Source organism: Bacillus sp. ILBB4, assembly GCF_035064545.1.
Classification (GTDB): Bacteria; Bacillota; Bacilli; order Bacillales; family Bacillaceae_H; genus Priestia.
Window position 1 is genome coordinate 861,921 of record NZ_JAIQVD010000002.1, and the last position, 20,816, is coordinate 882,736.

At 38.4% G+C, this 20,816-nt stretch carries 18 protein-coding genes; 6 read left to right on the top strand and 12 right to left on the bottom strand.

The annotated features are described in order from the left end of the window. Positions 1-109 precede the first annotated feature (109 nt). The 4 genes from LAV82_RS10520 to LAV82_RS10535 form a co-directional block, all read right to left on the bottom strand. The gene (locus LAV82_RS10520) at positions 110-1,300 is read right to left on the bottom strand and encodes an acyl-CoA dehydrogenase family protein (protein ID WP_013055581.1); all 1,191 of its coding nucleotides are present in this window, start codon (positions 1,298-1,300) and stop codon (positions 110-112) included. Between the two features lie 15 nt (positions 1,301-1,315). Then, a complete protein-coding gene (gene ssuD, locus LAV82_RS10525) occupies positions 1,316-2,449 on the bottom strand; it encodes an FMNH2-dependent alkanesulfonate monooxygenase (protein WP_211078396.1) in 1,134 nt (377 codons plus the stop codon). A gap of 107 nt (positions 2,450-2,556) precedes the next feature. Further along, entirely contained in the window at positions 2,557-3,738 is a 1,182-nt protein-coding gene (locus LAV82_RS10530; protein WP_499716050.1) for an acyl-CoA dehydrogenase family protein, read from the bottom strand. Continuing rightward, positions 3,735-5,120, bottom strand: coding sequence for an LLM class flavin-dependent oxidoreductase (locus LAV82_RS10535; protein WP_499716051.1), 1,386 nt, complete (start codon positions 5,118-5,120; stop codon positions 3,735-3,737). Before LAV82_RS10535 ends, LAV82_RS10530 begins: the two co-directional genes overlap by 4 nt. A 251-nt stretch (positions 5,121-5,371) precedes the next feature. On the opposite strand from LAV82_RS10535, the gene LAV82_RS10540 reads away from it, so the two are divergent. Genes LAV82_RS10540 through LAV82_RS10550 form a run of 3 tightly spaced genes read left to right on the top strand, consistent with a single transcriptional unit; the run spans position 5,372 to position 7,975 of the window. Then, complete coding sequence (locus tag LAV82_RS10540; protein ID WP_353636454.1) at positions 5,372-6,421, top strand: methionine ABC transporter ATP-binding protein; 1,050 nt, start codon at positions 5,372-5,374, stop codon at positions 6,419-6,421. A gap of 21 nt (positions 6,422-6,442) precedes the next feature. Beyond that, positions 6,443-7,093, top strand: a complete 651-nt coding sequence (locus tag LAV82_RS10545; protein WP_328247681.1) for a methionine ABC transporter permease — start codon at positions 6,443-6,445, stop codon at positions 7,091-7,093. Between the two features lie 33 nt (positions 7,094-7,126). Further along, a complete protein-coding gene (locus tag LAV82_RS10550; protein ID WP_499716052.1) occupies positions 7,127-7,975 on the top strand; it encodes a MetQ/NlpA family ABC transporter substrate-binding protein in 849 nt (282 codons plus the stop codon). A 44-nt stretch (positions 7,976-8,019) separates the two neighbouring features. Here the strand turns inward: LAV82_RS10550 and LAV82_RS10555 are convergent, their stop codons facing one another. The 6 genes from LAV82_RS10555 to LAV82_RS10580 all read right to left on the bottom strand — a co-directional run bounded on the left by LAV82_RS10555 (position 8,020) and on the right by LAV82_RS10580 (position 15,163). Further along, complete coding sequence (locus tag LAV82_RS10555; RefSeq protein WP_029324848.1) at positions 8,020-8,676, bottom strand: HAD family hydrolase; 657 nt, start codon at positions 8,674-8,676, stop codon at positions 8,020-8,022. Positions 8,677-8,792: 116 nt separating this feature from the next. Beyond that, the gene (locus tag LAV82_RS10560; RefSeq protein WP_499716053.1) at positions 8,793-10,172 is read right to left on the bottom strand and encodes an APC family permease; all 1,380 of its coding nucleotides are present in this window, start codon (positions 10,170-10,172) and stop codon (positions 8,793-8,795) included. Positions 10,173-10,471: 299 nt separating this feature from the next. Continuing rightward, on the bottom strand, positions 10,472-11,428 hold the full coding sequence (gene speB / locus LAV82_RS10565; protein ID WP_029324846.1) for an agmatinase: 957 nt from the start codon (positions 11,426-11,428) through the stop codon (positions 10,472-10,474). Between the two features lie 122 nt (positions 11,429-11,550). After that, the gene (locus LAV82_RS10570; RefSeq protein ID WP_013055571.1) at positions 11,551-12,927 is read right to left on the bottom strand and encodes a putrescine aminotransferase; all 1,377 of its coding nucleotides are present in this window, start codon (positions 12,925-12,927) and stop codon (positions 11,551-11,553) included. A gap of 25 nt (positions 12,928-12,952) precedes the next feature. Beyond that, a complete protein-coding gene (locus LAV82_RS10575; RefSeq protein ID WP_499716054.1) occupies positions 12,953-14,440 on the bottom strand; it encodes an aldehyde dehydrogenase family protein in 1,488 nt (495 codons plus the stop codon). Positions 14,441-14,575: 135 nt separating this feature from the next. Continuing rightward, positions 14,576-15,163, bottom strand: coding sequence for a TetR/AcrR family transcriptional regulator (locus LAV82_RS10580; RefSeq protein WP_029324845.1), 588 nt, complete (start codon positions 15,161-15,163; stop codon positions 14,576-14,578). Positions 15,164-15,759: 596 nt separating this feature from the next. Between LAV82_RS10580 and LAV82_RS10585 the strand changes: the two genes are divergently transcribed. From LAV82_RS10585 to LAV82_RS10595, 3 genes are read left to right on the top strand one after another with little or no spacing between them, the layout of a single operon-like run. Beyond that, positions 15,760-16,623: a glycine betaine ABC transporter substrate-binding protein gene (locus LAV82_RS10585; RefSeq protein ID WP_251441921.1), complete on the top strand. Its 864-nt coding sequence runs from the start codon at positions 15,760-15,762 to the stop codon at positions 16,621-16,623. A 35-nt stretch (positions 16,624-16,658) separates the two neighbouring features. Then, positions 16,659-17,864 carry a glycine betaine/L-proline ABC transporter ATP-binding protein ProV gene (gene proV, locus LAV82_RS10590; RefSeq protein WP_013055567.1) on the top strand — a complete coding sequence of 402 codons (1,206 nt, stop codon included), beginning with the start codon at positions 16,659-16,661 and terminating at the stop codon, positions 17,862-17,864. Further along, the gene (locus LAV82_RS10595; RefSeq protein WP_499716055.1) at positions 17,857-18,702 is read left to right on the top strand and encodes an ABC transporter permease; all 846 of its coding nucleotides are present in this window, start codon (positions 17,857-17,859) and stop codon (positions 18,700-18,702) included. The genes proV and LAV82_RS10595 overlap by 8 nt, the downstream gene beginning before the upstream one ends. A 37-nt stretch (positions 18,703-18,739) precedes the next feature. On the opposite strand, the gene LAV82_RS10600 is transcribed toward LAV82_RS10595, so the two are convergent. Both LAV82_RS10600 and LAV82_RS10605 read right to left on the bottom strand, forming a co-directional pair. Then, positions 18,740-19,513, bottom strand: coding sequence for a class I SAM-dependent methyltransferase (locus LAV82_RS10600; protein WP_013055565.1), 774 nt, complete (start codon positions 19,511-19,513; stop codon positions 18,740-18,742). A gap of 65 nt (positions 19,514-19,578) precedes the next feature. Further along, positions 19,579-20,697 (bottom strand): AbrB family transcriptional regulator, encoded by a 1,119-nt coding sequence (locus LAV82_RS10605; protein ID WP_013055564.1) that lies wholly within the window; start codon positions 20,695-20,697, stop codon positions 19,579-19,581. Positions 20,698-20,816: the final 119 nt, after the last annotated feature.

The window sequence follows — 20,816 nt, forward strand, 5'->3', positions numbered from 1 at the left end:
ATATATGAAACCTATGTTCACCCTACCCATGAAAAAAACCGAACGATTCATCGTTCGGATCTTCCTTCAACTAAACTATTTTTCTCCCAGCCTCTTTTTAGCAGACTTTCTATGAATATGGTGTAATAGGCGGCAGTTCACTGCTAAGACACCATTTACCTATGTCACGCAGCTTATAAGCAATAGGATCGTGTAAGCTAATTGTCCGGGCGTTGCGCCAGTATCGATCAAATTTATACTGATCAGACGTGGCTCTCGCTCCCATCCCATCAAATATAGTAGAGGTAATATGTAAGACCGTTTTGACAGTAAATGTTTTGGCCAACGCAATCGCAACTCCGGACTCGCCCCGCTGCTGTTTCGTTAGCGCATCTTCTTTTTTCCATGCATGATCAAATTCTGCAACAGCTTTTTCTATAAGTGCTGAACAAGCATGAAGATTTAAACTCATTTCACCGTATTGCTGAATAATGTAAGGATCTTGCTCCGCTGCTTCAACATCCGAACTTATCCACGGCTTTGTATGAGCCTTCACATAAGCTTTTGATTCCTCCAAAGCTCCTTGAGCAATACCGTACAATAAGTGAGTGAGCATAAGCTGAGCCAAATGCGTTCGTACCGTAGGAAAAACCTTTTGCTCTTCGGCTGCTTTATACAATATTTCTTCTTCATAAACGATAACATCTTCAAACTTTACACTTCCGCTATCCGTTTGGCGCTGTCCAAATCCGTCCCAATTATCTTCAGTAACGATTCCGGCTCTATGAGTAGGAAGTACACATAGCAATACCTCATCGCTTCCTTCTTCTTGAGCCGACACTAACAAACGGTCTGAATCCGTTGCCCCGGAACAAAAACTCTTGCTTCCGCTGAGCATTAATCGTCCATTTTCTCGAACTGCTTTTAGTCCTGAATCTCTAGGATTAAAGGCATTGCCCCAAAATAGCTGCTGAGAGGCTGTTTCTTTGTAAAAAGTTTTGTACTGCTTAGTACTTCCAAACAGAAACGTTGAACAAACCGTCAAATAATGATACCCCAACAAGTGTGCAAGTGAACTATCTGCTTTCGCAATGATATTCACGACTTTAAAAACAATCGGCCAGCCGGCTCCATAACCTCCGTATTCCTTAGGAATTGGGAGGGCTAAAAGACCGCTTTTTCTAAGCAGATTACGCTCATGTAGAGGCGTTCCACCTTCTCTATCTCTTTTTACAGCAGTTTTGGAAAACTCTTTAGCCAACTGGTTAGCCAATTCAAGGATCTTCTCTTGAGACGCTGCAATCGTTTGGGTGTTGTTCATGATTACCCTCCTTTCTCACCTTTTAGCGGGTGCTTTATCATTCACTTTCACTTCACCAAATGGACTGATAAATGTGCGCTCGTTCTCATCGTGCTTACACTTAACTGGAAGCCTTGGAAACAAAAGCTCTGCTGTTCGATATGCTTCTTCTAAATGAGGATATCCAGATAAAATAAATGTTTCGATACCTAACTCTGCATATTCTTTGATTCGTTGTGCCACCGTATCAGCATCTCCTACTAAAGCAGTCCCTGCTCCTCCTCGAACTAACCCTACACCAGCCCATAGGTTAGGACTTACCTCTAAGTTTGAACGGTCACCTTGATGCAAGGCGCTCATACGTTTTTGACCTTCTGAATCCATTCGAGAAAATACTTTTTGGGCTGATTTAACAGCTTCTTCATCTACATGTTGAATCAGTTCATCTGCAGCTTTCCAGGCTTCTTCTTCAGTTTCACGAACAATGACATGAAGCCTGATGCCAAATCGAATTTCTCTTCCTTTCTGCTTTGCTTTTTCTTTCATTCGTTCAATTTTTTCTTTGACTTGTGCAGGAGGCTCTCCCCAAGTCAAATAGACGTCTATATGCCTTGAAGCAACGTCCATCGCTACAGGAGAAGAACCTCCAAAATAAAGGGGAGGATAAGGTTTTTGGATCGGCGGATAAAGCACGTCGCCACCTTTAACACTCAAGTAGTCTCCGTCGAAGTGAACATCGGATTCATTTAATACCCTTCTCCATATTGTCAAAAATTCATCTGTCAGCTCATAGCGATCGTGATGGTTTAAAAACACTCCGTCTCCTTCTAACTCAACGGGATCTCCTCCTGCTACGACATTAATAAGGAGCCTTCCTTTAGAAAAGCGGTCAAACGTTGCAGCCATTCTTGCGGCTTGTGTAGGCGACATTAAACCCGGGCGTACCGCTACTAAAAACTTCAGATTTTCAGTAACTGGCACTAAAGTAGAGGCAGCAATCCATGCATCTTCACATGATTTTCCCGTCGGAAGCAAAACTCCGCTATAGCCTAGCTCATCCGCAGCTTGTGCAACTTGTTTGCAATAAGAATAGCTTGCAGCCCTGGCTCCCTCATGGCTTCCTAAATAACGTCCATCTCCATACGTTGGAATAAACCAAAATAACTCCACTTGTATTCGCCCCTTTTTAAAGCTACATAAAAAAACTCCGTTATTACAAATAAACTGCAATAAGGAGCCTCAGTTGTCTGATAGCTTCATTTTTTACTATTTTTAAATCAAGCATATGGATTAGGTATAGGGTACTGCTGATTCAACACCCAGTTCCCAACCGTTCGAAGCTTGTATTCAGCTGGATTATGAAGAGTATGAGTTCTTACATTACGCCAGAATCGGTCGTATCCGTATTCAGCATGAACCGAACGCGCTCCCATAACTTCAAATATCTTACTTGTGATATCCAGTGCAGCATTACCAGCAAAAACATTGGCAGCCGCTACGTGAACTGCTAAGTTTCCACGTTCTTCTTCCGTTAATTTTTTGCCTTTTTCCCACGCTTCATCCAATATGAGAGCTGCTTCATCTGCAAGTGCACTGGCTGCTTTTGCTTGAATCCAGAATTCACCGTATTTTCGCAGTATACCTGGATCATCAGAAGCTTTTTCTACTCCTGATGTTAACCAAGGCCTTGTTTTAGAAGCCGTGTAGTTTTGTGCTTCTTCAATTGCTCCAAAAGCGCTTCCTATAAAGACATTCGTTAAAATAATTTGCGACAGCGAGGCTCCAATAGTTGAAAAAGGAGTAGGATTTTCAACAAAATCTCGAATCACTTCATGTTCTTCTATTCGTACATTTTTAAAATCTACATTTCCGCTTCCCGTCTGTCTTTGTCCCATCGCATTCCAATCATCTTTGACGGTAATGCCTGTTCTATCAGTAGGCACGACGCCGTTTAAATATTGCCCTGTTTCTCTGTCATTAAATGATAGCCATAAGTACTGAGAATCAGGTGAACCAGAACCGAACGCTTTCGTTCCATTTAACAGATAACCTTGTAATTGCTTGTCACCTTTTAGGCTTTCTACTAAAGGATTAGAGGCATTTCCCCAAAAAGCTTGCTGCTGAACAGATAAAGGATAAAAATAGGCCTGCTGTTCTTCTGTGCCTTTGATTCGAATATCTGAGACAAACAAGGAGTGATAGCCGTATAGATGACCCAATGCTGCATCGCCTTTCGCCAACTCTCGAACAATAGCTAAAGCCGTTGACCATCTCCCGCCTTCTCCGCCATATTTTTGAGGAATTAATAAATTTAACAGCCCACTTTGGCGAATAGCATCTTTTTGCTGTTTAGGTGTTCCGCCTTCTTTATCTCTCTGTGCTGCATCCTTTGCAAAAAAAACGGACAGCTTTTTTGCTTGATCAAGATAAATTTCTTCCTTTACAGTTGTTGCAGTCATGTTAAACTCTCCTTTTGGCTCGTCTTTCGATACTGAGCGCCATAGTGTTCATCAGGCAAGAAATGTGATTTTTTAAATAGCTTTTCTCTATAAGTTCCTTCACTGTAATCTGTTTTGAATAAATCTCTTTCCTGTAAAACAGGAATCACTAAATCAATAAAATCAGCAAACGTTCCCGGCGTGGTCACATAAGCCATATTAAATCCATCCATGCCTGTATCGTCTATCCACTCTTCCATAAAATCAGCTACTTGTTCCGGACTTCCCACAGTAACCGGTCCCATTCCTCCGATACTGACAAATTTCACTACTTCTTCTACCGTCCACTTTCTATCGGGATCACTTATTGTAAATTTCTCTAAAGCGGAACGAACTGAATTCGTCGCAATAAATTCAATAGGCTGTTCTGGTTCATAGGCAGAAACATCGATTCCCGTCCAGCCGCTAAACAGCGTAGCTGCTCCTTCGAAATTGACATAGCTCTCAAACTGAGCAAGCTTCTCCTCAGCCTCTTTTTCAGTTCGTCCAACAATTGGTGTAAATAAATTAAAAATTAATACGCTCTGTGGGTCTCTGCCTTCTGCAGCGATTTGAGCGCGCATTTTTTTCACATAATCTGCGGCTACTTTTTTAGTAGGAAAACTTGTAAAGATACACTCAGCATGTTTGGCGGCAAATGCTCTTCCTGGGGCAGAAGCCCCTGCTTGAAATAAAACTGGAGTTCGCTGCGGGGAAGGTTCTGATAAATGTACACCAGGAACACTAAACCACTTCCCTTTATGATTAATCGGATGAACCCGGTCTGGAAGTGTAAAGATCCCTTTTTCTTTATCTTTTGCAACAGCTCCTTCCTCCCAACTTCCTTCCCATAATTTATAGCAAACTTCTAAAAATTCATCGGCAATATCATAGCGGGTTGCATGCGTAAAATGTTCTTCTAATCCTAGATTAATTGACCCGCTTTCAAGATATGAAGTCACAATATTCCATGCAATACGTCCATTTGTTAAATGGTCCAACGTCGAAAATTTTCGCGCAAACGCATAAGGCTTCTCATAAGTAGTAGACACCGTTACCCCAAACCCTAAATGCTTTGTGGCATAGGCCATAGCGGAAATAAGCGCAGTTGGTTCATTCACTGGAAGCTGAGCAGCTTGCTTAAGAGCTCCTTCGTTACTTTTCCTGTAAACGTCATAAACACCTAATACATCGGCTAAAAACAAACCGTCAAACTTTCCTTTTTCCAATAGCTTAGCTAACTTCACCCAGTAATCTAACGTTTTATATTCGGCCGCCTGATCACTTGGGTACGTCCACAAACCAGGTGTCTGATGTACAACACAATTCATATCAAACGCATTTAAATAAATATGTTTCCCCATAGAAACCTCCAAAACTAATTAAATACATAAATTAACTAAGAATTAAATCTGTTTGGAAGTAATCTTAAAACATATTCTTCCAGAGTGTCAATGAAACTTCTCTCTTTATAATGAAAAATAAATGAAGCCATTACTAATGCTGAATTAGGATTTCTTCAAAGGTTATTGACTTATGATTCTAATAACTGTAAATTAACTAACTATACCAATAAATTTAGTTGGTTTATACAATAATTAAAGGAGTTGATAACATGATTGAACTCAAAAATGTAAATAAGGATTTTTTTATAAAAAACAAACCTGTTCAAGCTTTAAACGAGATTAATTTAAAGGTGGATAAAGGAGAAATTTACGGGATTATTGGGTTAAGCGGAGCTGGTAAAAGTACTTTGTTAAGAACAATAAATTTACTAGAACGTCCGGATAATGGACATGTTTTTGTTAATAACCTTGACTTAACTACCTTAACTGAAAAGCAATTATTAAAGGCCAGAAAGAAAATAGGAATTATCTTTCAAAACTTCAACTTATTATCTTCACTTAATGTTTACGGGAATATCGCAGAACTGCTAAAAATTCATCACTACCCTAAAAAAGAAATCAACTCACGCGTAATGGAACTCCTCAAGCTTGTTGGCTTAGAAGATAAGGTTTACGCCTATCCGGCAAATCTTTCTGGGGGACAGAAACAACGTGTTGGTATTGCACGAGCGCTTGCTATTAATTCGGAGATACTTTTGTGTGATGAAGCAACTTCAGCATTAGATCCTCAAACAACAGAATCTATTCTACAACTTTTAGTAGATATCAATAAAAAGTTCAACTTAACCATAGTACTTATTACGCATGAAATGGAAGTAATAAAGAGAGTTTGCGACAAGGTTGCTGTTATGGATAAAGGAAAAATTGTAGAATCAGGAAACATCATTAACGTATTTAGTAATCCTCAACACTCTATTACGAAAAGTTTTGTAAAGACCATTTTTAATGAGGAACTTTCTTTTTCAACTGTTAATAAAAGCTTTAAAGATTCGCTAATAATAAAAATTATCATGAGAGAAGAACATAATACCGCTACATTGTTAGAAGAATTAAAACAACAGTTTAATGTATCTACGTTTATTTTATCTGGTACCATCACTGCCGTTAAAGGCAATCCATTAAGCATTTTACTTCTTCGAATCAACGGCCCACACCTAGATATAGCGAATGCTAAGAACTATATAAAAAATCATGTTTTTTACACAGAAATAATTTCAAAACCTCAACTAAAAAACCAAGGAATGTCTATTACTTCATAATCATTTAAAGGAGAATATCTAATGCAAGAATTATACTCATTATTTTCTCAAGGTATCATTGATACCACTGTTATGGTTTTGATTTCACTCATTCTTTCTACTCTTATAGGAATACCCTTAGGAATTCTTCTGGTTATCACTAGACAAAACCACTTATTATCTAATACATATATCTTCACAATACTCAACACGATTATAAATATTTTAAGATCGGTACCTTTTATCGTTTTACTCGTAGCTATTATTCCATTTACCACTTTTATAGTTGGTACTCCTATTGGTATAAGAGGAGCTGTTGTACCGCTAATTGTATATACTGCCCCCTATATTGCACGTTTGATGGAAACTACTTTATTAGAGGTAGATTGGGGAGTCATCGAAGCTTATAGAGGAATGGGAGCTTCTAAAGTACAAATTGTTTTTCGAATCATGTTACGCGAATCTAGATCCGGTATTATCTTATGTCTTACTATTGCAACTATTGGTTTAATTGGGGCTTCTGCTATGGCAGGTGCGGTTGGAGCCGGGGGACTTGGTGATTTGGCGTTAAGATATGGATATCAACAGTGGGATTTAAAGATAATGTTTATTACTGTTATTATCTTAATCGCAATTGTTCAACTCGTTCAATCTAGCGGTAATTATTTATCTAAAAAATTGCAGCGAAAATAAAGCTAATTATTACCAATAAGGAGGAAAATCAAAGTGAATAACAAACTAGTAAGGTTATTAATTGTTATTTTAATCATTTTTGCAGTTGCAGGATGTAGCAAACCGGATTCTGTTGCGACTTCTGAGAAAACGCAAATCATTAATATTGGAGTTACATCTGGTCCTTTTGAAAAAATTGCAAATAAACTAAAAGAAGTAGCAAAAAATAGGGGTATTACTGTTAAAGTCACTACGTTTAATGATTATATTTTACCTAATCAAGCTCTAGTACAAGGTAAAATCGACGTAAATGTTTATCAAACAAGTCAATTTTTAGAACAATATAACAAGGATCACAAAACAAATATCACCGCAATCGCTAAAGCATATACTAGCTCTCAAGCTATTTATTCTGAGAAATACAATGATATTAAAGATATTCCAAAAAACGCCACAGTAGGCATCCCAAATGACCCAATTAATCTTTGGAGAGGCTTACTTATCTATCAAAGCGCCGGTCTTATTACATTAAAACCCGGTACAAACAGCAAAGCAACCATAAAAGACATTGAAGAAAATCCTAAAAACCTAAAGTTTAAAGAACTCGAAGCAGGAATGTTAGCACCTACTTTAAAAAACTTGGATGCTGCTATCATACCTAGCAACTATGCATTGCAAAATGGATATAATCCTAAAAAAGACGCATTGTTCCTAGAAGACAGTGATAAGTTTGCAACATTTGCGGCAGTCACTCCCAAAAACAAAGGCAATAAACAGATTAAAAAACTAGTTGAATTATATGGCTCAAAAGAAATGAGAGCATATATTAAAAAGCATTACGACGGCGTCTATAACCCTGTAGATAATCCTTTTGATTTGACTGAAGAAGCAGTAAAACAATAAAAAAAGCGCCACATTTTCTTTTGAAAAATGTGGCGCTTTTAGCGTTAGTCTTCAATACAAAGATACTGAATTACTTCTTTTAAAGTTTTCTCTTTCATCGATTCAATGTGTAAGTGATATCTCTCGAATGACAGATGTTTAGTTAACGGATTTGGTACAATCACACAGCGTAAGCCTGCTGCCATAGCAGCTTTCGCACCATTAGAAGAATCTTCAAATGCTAAAGCTTCAGAGGGCTCTACTCCTAGCTTTTCAATTGCATTTCGGTAAAGAGCCGGATCTGGCTTCACTTTTTCTACATCATCGCGCGTTTGAATGACTTCAAAATAGTGCAGCAAATCTAGCTCTTTTAAAAATGCTGTTACCCAGTCTCGATATGAGCTGCTTGCTAAACCAATTTTTAATCCAAGTTCTTTTGCTTCTGCCAAGTACTCCGCTACACCTTCTCGGGCTACTAATGATTTCATTTTTTCTTGATGACGTCTTAACGATTCTTGAGCTAGTTCCTCTTTTGTGAACTCATTGTTAAACTGCTGAAGCAAGTAATCGTAAAGTGCTGTAGCATCCGTTCCTACATAAGAAGCAAACGTTGCAATCGGTAGATCTACTCCCCTGTCTTCTAACATTTCGCGGTATACCTCATACCACACTGATTCTGTATCAATAATTAATCCATCAAAATCAAACACAACTGCTTTAATCATAATTTACCTACCTTTTTCTATCTTATCGTTCTTACATAGTAACACGTTCAAAATACGTAATCCATAAATGTGGCTTCCTTAATAAGATAGGCTTAAACAGGTAGTTTCTATCCTTACTTTTCTCCGACTTTCATCAAAGGTGACATTTCTTCTGTTTCCTTAAACTCAATGGAAGACAGCTGCCTTCTAAAACCTTTCGTTGCATACGCTAAATAAACTAAACCAGCAATCGCCCAGCCAATACCAAGTAAAAATGAATTGCGCTCCAAGTTAAGCCATAAAACGCCAATCGCCGCTGCTCCTAATAGTGGCATAATAATGTATGACCAAAAACCCTTAGCCGACCGGTGCTGCTTTTGATGAACAGCATAGTGCGCAATAACCGAAATATTAACAAAAGAAAACGCAATGAGTGCTCCAAAATTAATAAATGACGTAGCCGTTGCCAGACTGAAGAAAATGGCAGTTGCTGATACAAATCCGACTAATACAATATTTCGAGAGGGAGTGCGCAGCTTAGGATGAACATAACCAAAAAATGACTGAGGTAAAATTCGATCGCGTCCCATTACGTATAATAAACGCGAAACGCTTGCATGCGATGACATGCCTGATGATAATGTTCCTGCAATTCCTCCAGCTAAAAAGACAATTTGAAACAGCGTACCGCTCACATACATAGCAATTTCAGGAGCCGCAGCGTCTGGATGCTTAAATCCTTCTAACGTTGGAAAAACCGCTTGAATAAAATAAGATGTCACGGTAAACATGACTCCTCCGATTAACGCAACTAAAAAAATAGCTTGCGGAATCGTTTTTTTAGGATTGGGCGTTTCTTCTGATAACATAGCCACTGCATCAAATCCTAAATAGGAAAAACACATAAGTGTGGCTCCCGCTATTAGCCCTGATGACGTCATGTTCTGATTAAAGAAAGGCTTCATAGAAAAAAGAGTACCTTCTCCCATTCCTCCTAGCAAGGATTTGATTGAAACAGCAACAAACAATACTAAAATCGTCATTTGAAATATAACAAGAAACGTATTGAAATTGGCGGTGAAATTAACGCTTCGTAAATTTAGCAGCGTAACGATAATGACGAAGCTGACAACCCAAATCCACGATGGTACCGAAGGAAAAATAGATGATAAATAAATTTGAAAAATAAGTGCGTTAACCATCGGTAAAAAGAGATAATCCATTAGTGCAGACCAGCCAACTAAGAACCCTAAATGCGGATTGATTGTCTTTTGCGTATATGTATAAGCTGACCCTGCATTTGGAAACACTTGAATCATCTTTTTGTAGCTTACTGCCGTGAGAAGCATCCCGACAAGGGCTATTATATAAGACGTGGGAACGTGTCCATTCGTCATATCAGACGCAATCCCAAACGTATCAAACACTACCATCGGAGTCATATATCCGATCCCCATTAATACAATCTGCCATAATTTCAACGACCTTTTTAATGTTACTGTTTCATGTTTCATTTATCTTCCCCCTTCTATTTATTAAGAACATTCTGACAATTAAATCCATAAATGCCTGTATTTAATTTCTTTATATAAAAATGAATGACTTTCATTCATTTTTATATAAAGAGTAGTTACATTTACTATAACAAATATATGATTTATTTCTTTAAGTTGGTAAGGGTTGCTAACAAACTATCTTTTTCTTTTATCATATTATGAAAGCGCTTTATTTTAAATAGCTATATGTTCCTAATCTCCTGCTATATCAACGCAGAAATACCCTCTGAATAAGAGGGATTTCTGCTTACAAGCCGTTATTCAATCATCGTATCTAATGACTCTCTTTTCGTTTTCACTGCAACTAAACTAGCAAAATCATGAATGATTGTAGCTGCAAGCAACGAGGTTATCTGAGTTGGATCATAAGAAGGCAGCACTTCCACCAGGTCAAATCCAACATAGTTAAATTCCGTCAGAGAACGGATCATTTTTAGCGTTTCTCTGCTGCTGAATCCGCCTACTTCAAGCGTTCCTGTTCCTGGTGCACAAGAAGGATCAACAAAATCAATATCAAACGTTAAAAAGCACGGCGTATCTCCAATCGCTGTCTTCATTTGCTCTAAAATCACTGAAAATCCTTGATGTTCAAGCTCCCCTGCCGTTACTACATGATAACCAAGGTCTTTGCTTTCTTGAACATCTCCCGGATGATTTAATGTTCCTCTGATACCAATTTGAAAGACCTTCTTTGGATCTACTAGCCCTTCTTCATATGCGCGTATAAAAGGAGATCCGTGCCAATATTTTTCATCGTAATACGTATCCCACGTGTCTGTATGAGAATCAAAATGAATCATAGCCACTGGACCATATCTTTTAGCAGCAGCACGAAGGCTTGCTAAGGTAATCGAATGATCTCCTCCAATTCCAATTGGAACAATTCCTCTATCCATAAGAGTGCCTACTGCTTCCTCCATTAATTCATAGCTTCTGTGAATATTATGCGGAATAACGGGCACATCACCAATATCGATAGCATTTGTATCATCGAATGGATATACGTCGTGTACCGGGTGATAAGGAAACAGCGTCATGGAAGCTTGCCGAATTGCCTGAGGTGCAAAGCGCGCACCTACTCTAAAAGATGCTGCCGTATCAAACGGCATCCCTACTAGCCCTACTTTGGCATTTTCTCTTTCCGCTGGCAGCCTCATAAATGAGCCCGTTGTACAAAATTCTGGTTTGACATCTGGGGACAATGGATATTTCATAATTCACTCCTCCGTTTCAATGATTTCAGTTAGTCTCTAGGCATTTCCACTACTAAAATCATTGAAAGCAATACGGGAATAAGAAACGTTTGCCGACTCATATTCATTGCTCCTTGTTACATTTATTGGTGGTTCAGCTCATTTAATACTTTTTCAAATGTAGAAATGACTTGATCTACTTCTTCCGCTGAAATAGTCAACGGCGGCTCAATACGAATTGTTTTAGAGTTTACAAGCGTCCCGGCTACTAGAATCCCTTCATCAAACATACCTTTAGAAAGCGCGTAGCCAATTTCATCTTGGTGAAACTCAATTCCAATCATTAAACCTTGCCCTCTGATTTCAAGTACTTTATCTCCATGTTTTTCAGCGGCTTTCTTTAAACCAGCAAGGAAATATTCTCCCAGCTCTTTTGCACGGTTTGGCAGCTGTTCTTCAATCAACACGTTAATGGTTGCAATAGCGGCTGCGCAGGCAAGCGGGTTGCCTCCAAACGTTGTCGTGTGCATAAAAGGATTATCAAAGAAGCTTGAAAACACTTTTTCTTTTGCTACGACTGCCCCAGCAGGCATAACTCCTCCTCCAAACGCTTTAGCAAGACATAAAATATCGGGTACAACATCATATAGTTCTGATGCAAACATTTCACCGGTACGTCCCATACCTGTTTGAACTTCATCAAAAATTAAGATAGCGTCGTACTCATCACATAGTGCACGCACTTCTTTTAAATAATTTTCAGGAGGAAGAATAATGCCACCTTCTCCTTGAATCGGTTCTAATAAAACAGCTGCCACATCTTCCCCTACAAGCGCGCACGTTTCAAATGTTTTACGCATCATGTCAATATCACCAAACGGCACGTGACGGAAACCTGGAATTAACGGCAGAAATGGTTTACGGAACATTCCTTTTGCCGTACCTGATAAAGAACCTAGACTTTTTCCGTGAAAAGAACGTGTTGTGGAAATAAACGTTGTTCGATCACTATACATTTTCGCTAATTTTAAAGCGGCTTCTACACTTTCTGTTCCGCTGTTTGTGAAAAAGGAATACTTCAAATCACCCGGTGTAATATCTGCTAAAATTTTCGCAAGCATCGCACGAAGTGGATCTAATAAGTCTTGGCTATGGAGCGCTTGACGCTGAAGCTGATCTTGAACAGCTTTGACTACTTTAGGATGGCGGTGCCCCACGTTATAAATTCCAAATCCGCCCAAACAATCAATGTATTTTTTACCGTTTACATCCGTAAAACAAGAGCCTTCATCTGACCATTCAACAGCTGCAAACTGCGTATCCACCGTTACTGTTTTGCGATATTCTAAAAAGCCTGGGTTGACATGCTCACGAAATCCGTCTACTGTTTCTTTCGTAATCCACTGTGCTTCTTCAGCTGACACTTGGCTTTTTTCAATAAGCCCCAATACTTTGTTGATATATTCGTTTACTTCACCATATGCTTTGTTTACCTCTTGATTTTTCGTCACTGTATTCATTTTTATATCGCTCCTTCTCTACTTTTTAATTTTTAAACCAGCCGATTGGCTCTACTTGTAAATTAATATTAATTTGTTTTACTTCTTGAAATTCTTCCAATCCAAACGTGCCCAGTCCTCGACCAATTCCGCTCTGCTTATATCCGCCCCAAGGCGCTTCGTTAAATGTAAAATGATATGTGTTTACCCAAGTGATGCCCGCACGCAGCTTTTTAATCACCCGAAGAGCTTTTGCACCGTCGTTTGTAAACACACTGCCTGCCAAACCATATTCCGTATCATTTGCAAGCTTAATAGCTTCTTTTTCGTTATTAAACGTTTGAATAACGACAACGGGTCCAAAGATTTCATCTTGCACAATTTTCATATTTGACGTAACGTTACTAAAAACCGTAGGTTCTACAAAGAATCCTTTTTCCAATCCACTGCTAGTGATTCGATTGCCTCCGCATACAAGGCGGGCGCCTTCTTGCTTTCCAATTTCGATGTACTTTAATACTTTTTTCATATGTTCTTCACTTACAAGAGGGCCCATTTCAATCTCTTGATCCATTCCATTTCCTACTTTAATTTTTTGAGCACGCTCTGCAAAACGTTCGATAAATCTCTCAGCGATGCTTTCTTCTACTAAAATACGAGAACCTGCAGCGCAAATTTGGCCGCTCCCTGCAAAAATTCCAAATAAGGCATAATCTACAGCTGTTTCAAAATCAGCGTCCGCAAATATAATGTTCGGTGACTTTCCTCCAAGTTCTAAAGAGACTTTCGTTACATTCTCTGCTGCTTGACGCATAATGTGTTTTCCAGTTACCGTTCCTCCTGTAAAGGAAATCTTATCAACACGCTTATCTTGAATAAGCGTATTTCCCACAGTATCTCCGGCTCCCATAACAAGGTTTGCTACTCCTTTTGGCAATCCTACGCTTTCTAAAATCTCAAAAAGTTTTGTAGGAGTAACCGGTGTCACTTCAGAAGGTTTAAATACAATCGTATTTCCTGCAGCTAAAGCAGGTGCAATTTTCCACACGCTCATCAACAGCGGATAATTCCAAGGTACAATCAGTCCGCACACCCCAATTGGTTCTTTTATAACCATTGCTTGCATAGGTGCCGGAACACTGTACGTTTGACCGTCTGGCTTTGTAATTAATCCAGCGTAATACCTAAAACAAGCAGCTGCATCTTCCACATCAGCCTCAGCTTCGCGATAGGGCTTTCCGTTATCCATTGTTTCTAGCGCTGCTAATTCTTCTTTCGCTTCTTCAATCTTATCGGCAATTTTAAATAAGATAGCTGCTCTTTCAGATGCAGAAGTCTCAGACCAAATTCCGCTGTCAAAGGCTTCTCGTGCTGCTCCAATCGCTGTTTTCATATCTTCTATGCTGCCTTCTGCAGCATATCCAATCACTTCACCTGTAGCTGGATTAACAGTAGGACGCTGCTTCTCTGCTTTTTTCCACTCTCCGTTTATGTACATATTCAAAGTTAACGTTTTAACGGCTGTACGATCCATAAGATACCTCCTTATTAAATAACGACTGATTGTCAGTCATTTTAAACTTTTAAAAACTTATAATTCTGATAATTAATTATATATTTTGAATGAATGTCAGTCATTTTGATAGGTGTAATACCAGCAGCGCTAATATTACACGGATGGCACAAGAGAACGCTTTAAGAATTGAAAAAGTTCTTCCTTCGATTGCTCAAGTGTGACATCTTGCTCTCGCCCGATATAAAAAAGTTCAGCAGCATTTTCAATCAAATTGATCATCGTTTTAGCTGTCCATTTAACGTTAAGCTGCTTGATGACTTCTTCTTTTTTTACAGCCTCATTTAATACCTCTTCAAACCAGTTGTAATAAGGTAAATAAATAGCTTCCCATGTTTCTAATGAATAGTCAAAAGCAAGCCCCGAATAGCATAAAACAAGAACATCTCTATATTCATCTGTTGTTTTATACGTTTCGTCAATCATTACCTCTAATGTACTTAAAAAATTTGTTGCTGCTTTAGCTCTTTCTTTAATTTTTTCAAGCGACAAAGAAAGTAAGTTTTCTGCAATAGCAGGAACAAGGGCATTTTTGGATCTAAAATAAAGATAAAAAGTTCCTTGAGCTACGCCTGCACGCTTTACAATGTCTGAAATTGACGTTTTATCAAGCCCCTTTTCAGATATAACTTCAATCGCTGCCTGTAAGATTTTATCGTATTTTTCACTTGTGCTTGTAACCAACTCTTTCCCTCCACCTATAAAATGAATGACTTTCATTCATTTTACTATAAGCAACCAGAATTACGCAAGATAAAATTTTCTGAATCTTTAAATTTAATTAAAAAATTGGTCATATGCCGGCTTCCAAAATATTTTTTATTTTATCAATTTCCCTTCAGGGTTCTTATATATCTCACTGTTATTTCCCTTCCTTTTATAATTCAAGGCAAAAGCTGATACAACGCTCTTTAAGCACCTATTCTTCCCAAAAAATAACTATATTAGAAAGATACTTTTTCGCGTTTATTTATACAGCTTGATCGTCTAATTACTCTTGACTTGAAGTTGACGGAGTAAAAAAAAGAGTGGTAACATGTAAAACTGATTCAACAGTCACTTATTCCATCCATTTATTTCCCATAATTTCTCTTAACTACGATGTACATTTTTAGTTAAAAATAACTTTACATCATCTAAAATCATCCACCATGTTTATTTCACATTTTAAATTTTCTAGGTTTATCATTTGAAAAAGCGGGTATACATTTCGTTGTGTTTAGTAGCCGTTTTACATATTAATCAGTTTGATTTAAAACTTTATAAAGGAGTTACATTGCATGAAGAAACTATTGTTAATCAGCATGACTTGTTTTCTTCTAGTTATTACTTCAGCTTGCGGTAACGGTAATGGAGCATTTAAAGATAAAAAAACCATTACCATCGGCATGAATAACTATACTGAAAACATCGCCTACACGTACGTCTGGAAACACATTTTAGAAGATCGAGGCTACAAGGTTAGAACTGTTTTCTTAGAGAAAGCTGGTGTTTGGGTAGGAACAGCTAATGACGACATTGATATTTCATTTGCACCATGGCTCCCTACAACAGATGCGCCTTTTTACAAAAAATATAAAGATCAAGTGAACATTGAAGACCCTTGGCTTAAAAACGCACGCTTAGGATTCGCAGTTCCCTCCTACATGAAAGACGTGAACACAACGGAAGACCTTGCTAAAGTTGCTTCCGATGTCGATAACAAAGTCATTGGAATTGACCCAGGCTCCAGTATTAACGGATTAGCCGAACAAGCGTTAAAAGATTATAACCTAAAAAGCTATACGCTTGTAAAATCGTCTGAAGCAGCTATGCTCAGTGAACTGCGCAAAGCTTATGATGCCAAAAAACCAATTGTTGTTACTATGTGGAATCCGCACTGGGCTTTTGCAGACTTTGATATCAAATACTTAAAAGATCCTAAAAATTCGTTTGGAGATCCTGACAACATTTACACAATGACAAGCAAGGAATTTAAAAAGACAAATCCTCAAGTCATAAAATGGATGAATAATGCACAGATGAATGATAAATTAATCAGTCCTCTTCTGTCACAAGTCGAAAAATCTTCCAATCCTGAAGAAGCAGCGCAAGAATGGGTAAAAAAGCATAAAAAGCTAGTCGACAGTTGGACAAAAGATTAATGAACGTAAAAGAAAACAACAATTGAGGTGGACATATGGAACACGTAAAATTAAAAGTAAAAAATATAACCAAAGTGTTTGGTAAGAATCCGTCAAAAGCGATTGATTTACTTCAAAAAGGAAAAACAAAAAAAGAAATTCTAGAAGAAACAGGAATGACAATCGGAGTTAATCAAGCAAACTTCGAAATCAAATCCGGTGAAATCTTCGTTATTATGGGACTGTCTGGAAGTGGTAAATCCACTTTAGTTCGTATGTTTAATCGCCTTGTTGAACCAACATCTGGATCCCTTATTTTAGACGGTGCCGATGTAGTAAAAATGAACAAAGAGGAACTTCGCGACATGCGCCGAAAAAAAATGAGCATGGTCTTTCAAAACTTTGCCTTATTCCCTCACCGTACAGTTCTTGATAACACAGAATACGGATTAGAAGTTCAAGGTACACCAAAGGCCGAACGTGAAAAAAAAGCAAAAGAAGCGCTTGAACTAGTAGGTTTAAAAGGATACGAAAATCAATATCCTGGTGAACTGAGCGGCGGTATGCAGCAGCGTGTCGGACTCGCTCGAGCGCTTGCCAATGACCCTGACATTTTACTAATGGATGAAGCATTCAGTGCATTAGATCCGCTTATTCGTAAAGATATGCAAGATTTCTTACTAGAGCTTCAAGAAAAAATGGAACGAACAATCATTTTTATTACCCATGATCTTGATGAAGCCCTTCGAATCGGAGATCGAATCGTATTAATGAAAGACGGCAGTGTTGTTCAAGTAGGAACACCCGAAGAAATTATGACAAATCCCGCTAATGATTATGTCGAGCGTTTTGTCGAAGACGTTAATGTAGCTAAAGTATACACAGCTGAAAGCGTGATGAATCGTGCCGAATCCATTACCGTAGACCGAGGTCCGCGCGTGGCGCTTAAAATTATGCAAGAAGCTGGTTATTCAAGCATCTATGTAGTAGACAAGAAAAAAACTCTTCTAGGAGTTGTAACCGCAGATGATATTAGCCGCGCCATTAAACAAGATAAACTGACAGCAGACGTATTAGATACGGATATTCCGACTGTTACAACAGATACGCTACTAGAAAACTTGTACGACAAAATGGTTATCAGTCGCTTTCCGCTACCAGTTGTAGATGAAAACCATCGTCTGCGCGGCATCATAAAAAAAGAACGAGTGATTGAAGCACTCGCCGGTACTGATAGTAATGAGGTGAACGTAAATGAATAGTATCCCTAAAATTCCCGTTGGCAATTGGATTGACCATTTTGTCACGTTTTTAAATGACAATATCAAAGGATTCTTTGATGTTATTTCAGCTATTGTCGATGGTATTGTAAGTTTTATTGTACTAGTGCTAACCTTTCCCCCAGCATTAATTTTAATCTTAATTGTCGGAATCATTGCTTGGTTTTCAAGTAAAAAATGGTCGTTTACTATTTTATCGATGATTGGCCTGTTATTTATTCTTAACCTTGGCTACTGGCAAGAAACAATGGACACACTCGCCCTCGTTTTAACAAGCGTATTGATTTCGATTATATTAGGAATCCCGCTAGGCATTTGGGCATCTCAAAGCGAAAAGACGGCTCGAATTATTACGCCAATCTTAGACTTTATGCAAACAATGCCCGCATTTGTTTATTTGATTCCAGCACTTTTCTTCTTTGGAATCGGTGTGGTACCAGGTGTTATCTCATCTGTTATCTTTGCAATGCCTCCAACGATTCGCTTAACGAACTTAGGTATCCGTGAAGTACCTGCTGACTTAGTAGAAGCAGCAAATGCCTACGGTTCAACAACAAAACAAAAATTATTTAAAGTACAGCTTCCATTAGCTACAAAAACAATCATGGCAGGAATTAACCAAAGCATCATGCTATCTCTCTCAATGGTTGTTATCGCCTCTCTTGTAGGTGCTCCGGGACTTGGTGCGGAAGTATATCGTGCAGTTTCTCGACTTGAAGTTGGCACGGGCTTTGAAGCCGGAATTTCAATCGTTATTTTAGCGATTATTTTAGACCGTATTACTCAATATTTTGGAAATCGTTCAAAACAACGAGCATAAGTAAAAAAGAAGCCAACTCCGGTGAGTTGGCTTCTTTTTATTTATTCTTGTAACAAGCTACAAAGATTGCTTCTCCTTGAAACGATTCAATTCTTTGTTGATTCGTTTTGATTTCGAAAAACTGCTTAAATCCGCTTGGTATATTCAGCATATATTGAGTAAGATCACGCTTTGTCTCTTCCGGAACATTCATCATCCCACACCAGTCATCAAATAAAAAGCGCTTTGGAAAAGTTGTCAGCACTTCTATACGGAATCCTTGCATTTCAAGCATAGAAAGCCACTCTGTTTTTTTATAAGCACGATAATGGCTTGGATCTCTTGTCTTTTCAACTCGATTATAAAACTCGTCATAAGCATTCACTTCCGGGGCTACATTGTCAATGAGCAAGAATTGTCCGCCTGGCTTTAACACTCGATATACCTCTTTGATGAACTGTTTAATGTTTGGAAAATGGTGCGGTGCAATTCTGCACGTTACAGTATCAAACTCGTCATCTTGAAATGGCATATCTTCAGCATCTCCTTGAACAAAAGATACGTTTTCATGACCATTTCCTGTAATGAAGCCTTCAGCACTTTGCAACATTTGAGGAGTTAAGTCAAAAGCCGTTACTTCTTGAAAGACAGGTGCTAGCTTATTTGCCACGTGTCCTCCTCCTGTTGCTACATCAAGCAGCTTTCCTCCTCTATTTTCTTCAGCAATTTCCGCTAAAACAGCTAAATCTTTGCCTTTCGCATGACCTTTACTTTTGACGTACTTTCCAGCATTCCCCCCGAACTGACTGACCACCATTTCTTTATTGCTCATCTATTCTCCCCCCATTTCCCTCTTTAAAACTCTCTCTTACTTTGCCTAGTGCATTCACATATTTATTATGAAACGTGTGAATGTATTCTTTTTCTTTCTCCCCATTGATGAAACATGCGAAACAGCGGAGGAAGAAGCAGCCAAATGGTTAAAATTCGAAGCACTTGGACCGCTACTACCAACGTCGAATCGGCTTGCAATACAATGGATGTAGTCGCCATTTCTGCAATGCCTCCAGGAGCAAAAGCTAAAATAGACGTAATAAGCTCAATTCCAGTTATTTTGGAGACGAATAGTGCACAAACAAACATAGCAGCAATTAAGCCGATTGTATTAATAAGCGCAACAACTATAATTTTTTTTACGCCAATAAACATTTCTTTATGGAAGCGAGAACCAATGCTTGACGCGATAAAAATTTGCGATAAAATCATCACAGAATGAGGCCAGTATGCTTGAAGATTATAGCCCGCGTACGATGAAGCAGCTGTTTGAACAATCGCAACAGTAAGCATTCCCCCTACTAACCAAGGAGCAGGAAATTTTAGTTTTTTTCCTATATAATAGCCTACTACTGCTGTAACGATTAAAACGCCTGTCCATAGCAGTGATTCCCACCCAAAAATACTTGGAGTAGCTGACACTGCATGCCGACCTGTATTACTTCCCCAATAGACCACAAATAAAGGAACAGCAAGCACAACTAAAAACACGCGCATCGTTTGAATGATGCTTACAACTGCCGTATTGGCCCCTACCTCTTCAGCCATGCCTGGCATTGCGCTCATTCCTCCAGGAGTCGTGCCGAAAAAGCTTGTTAATAAGTCTGTGGAACTGAACTTCCATAGCAAATAACCGGATAAAAGAGAAAAAACAACGGACAGCAAAAGCATGATCGTAATGGTGGACCAGTGAGATTGAAACGTAGTTAATACAGACAAGTTAATCTTTTGACCTAATTCAATTCCTAAAATACACTGTCCTGCGTACAGCCAATATTTTGGAATACCTTTTTTGCTTGTTTGAGATAAAAAACCCGGCTTTCGGAAAGCTAGAATAGCAGCTAAAATGAGGGTCCCAAGCATCCAGCCAATGGATAAGCCTGTTAACGATAAAAGAAATCCTCCCACGCTTGTTAATAAAATAAAAAATATAGATTGTAAAAAAATAATTCTTGCGTTCATATCTACTTCCTTCCTTCTACAAGGCTTTTCTTTCTTACACCGAACATTCCTCTTCTTAACTATAGTATAATTTTAGAGATAATTAAAATATCGAAATTTTATTATAAACCATTCATTTT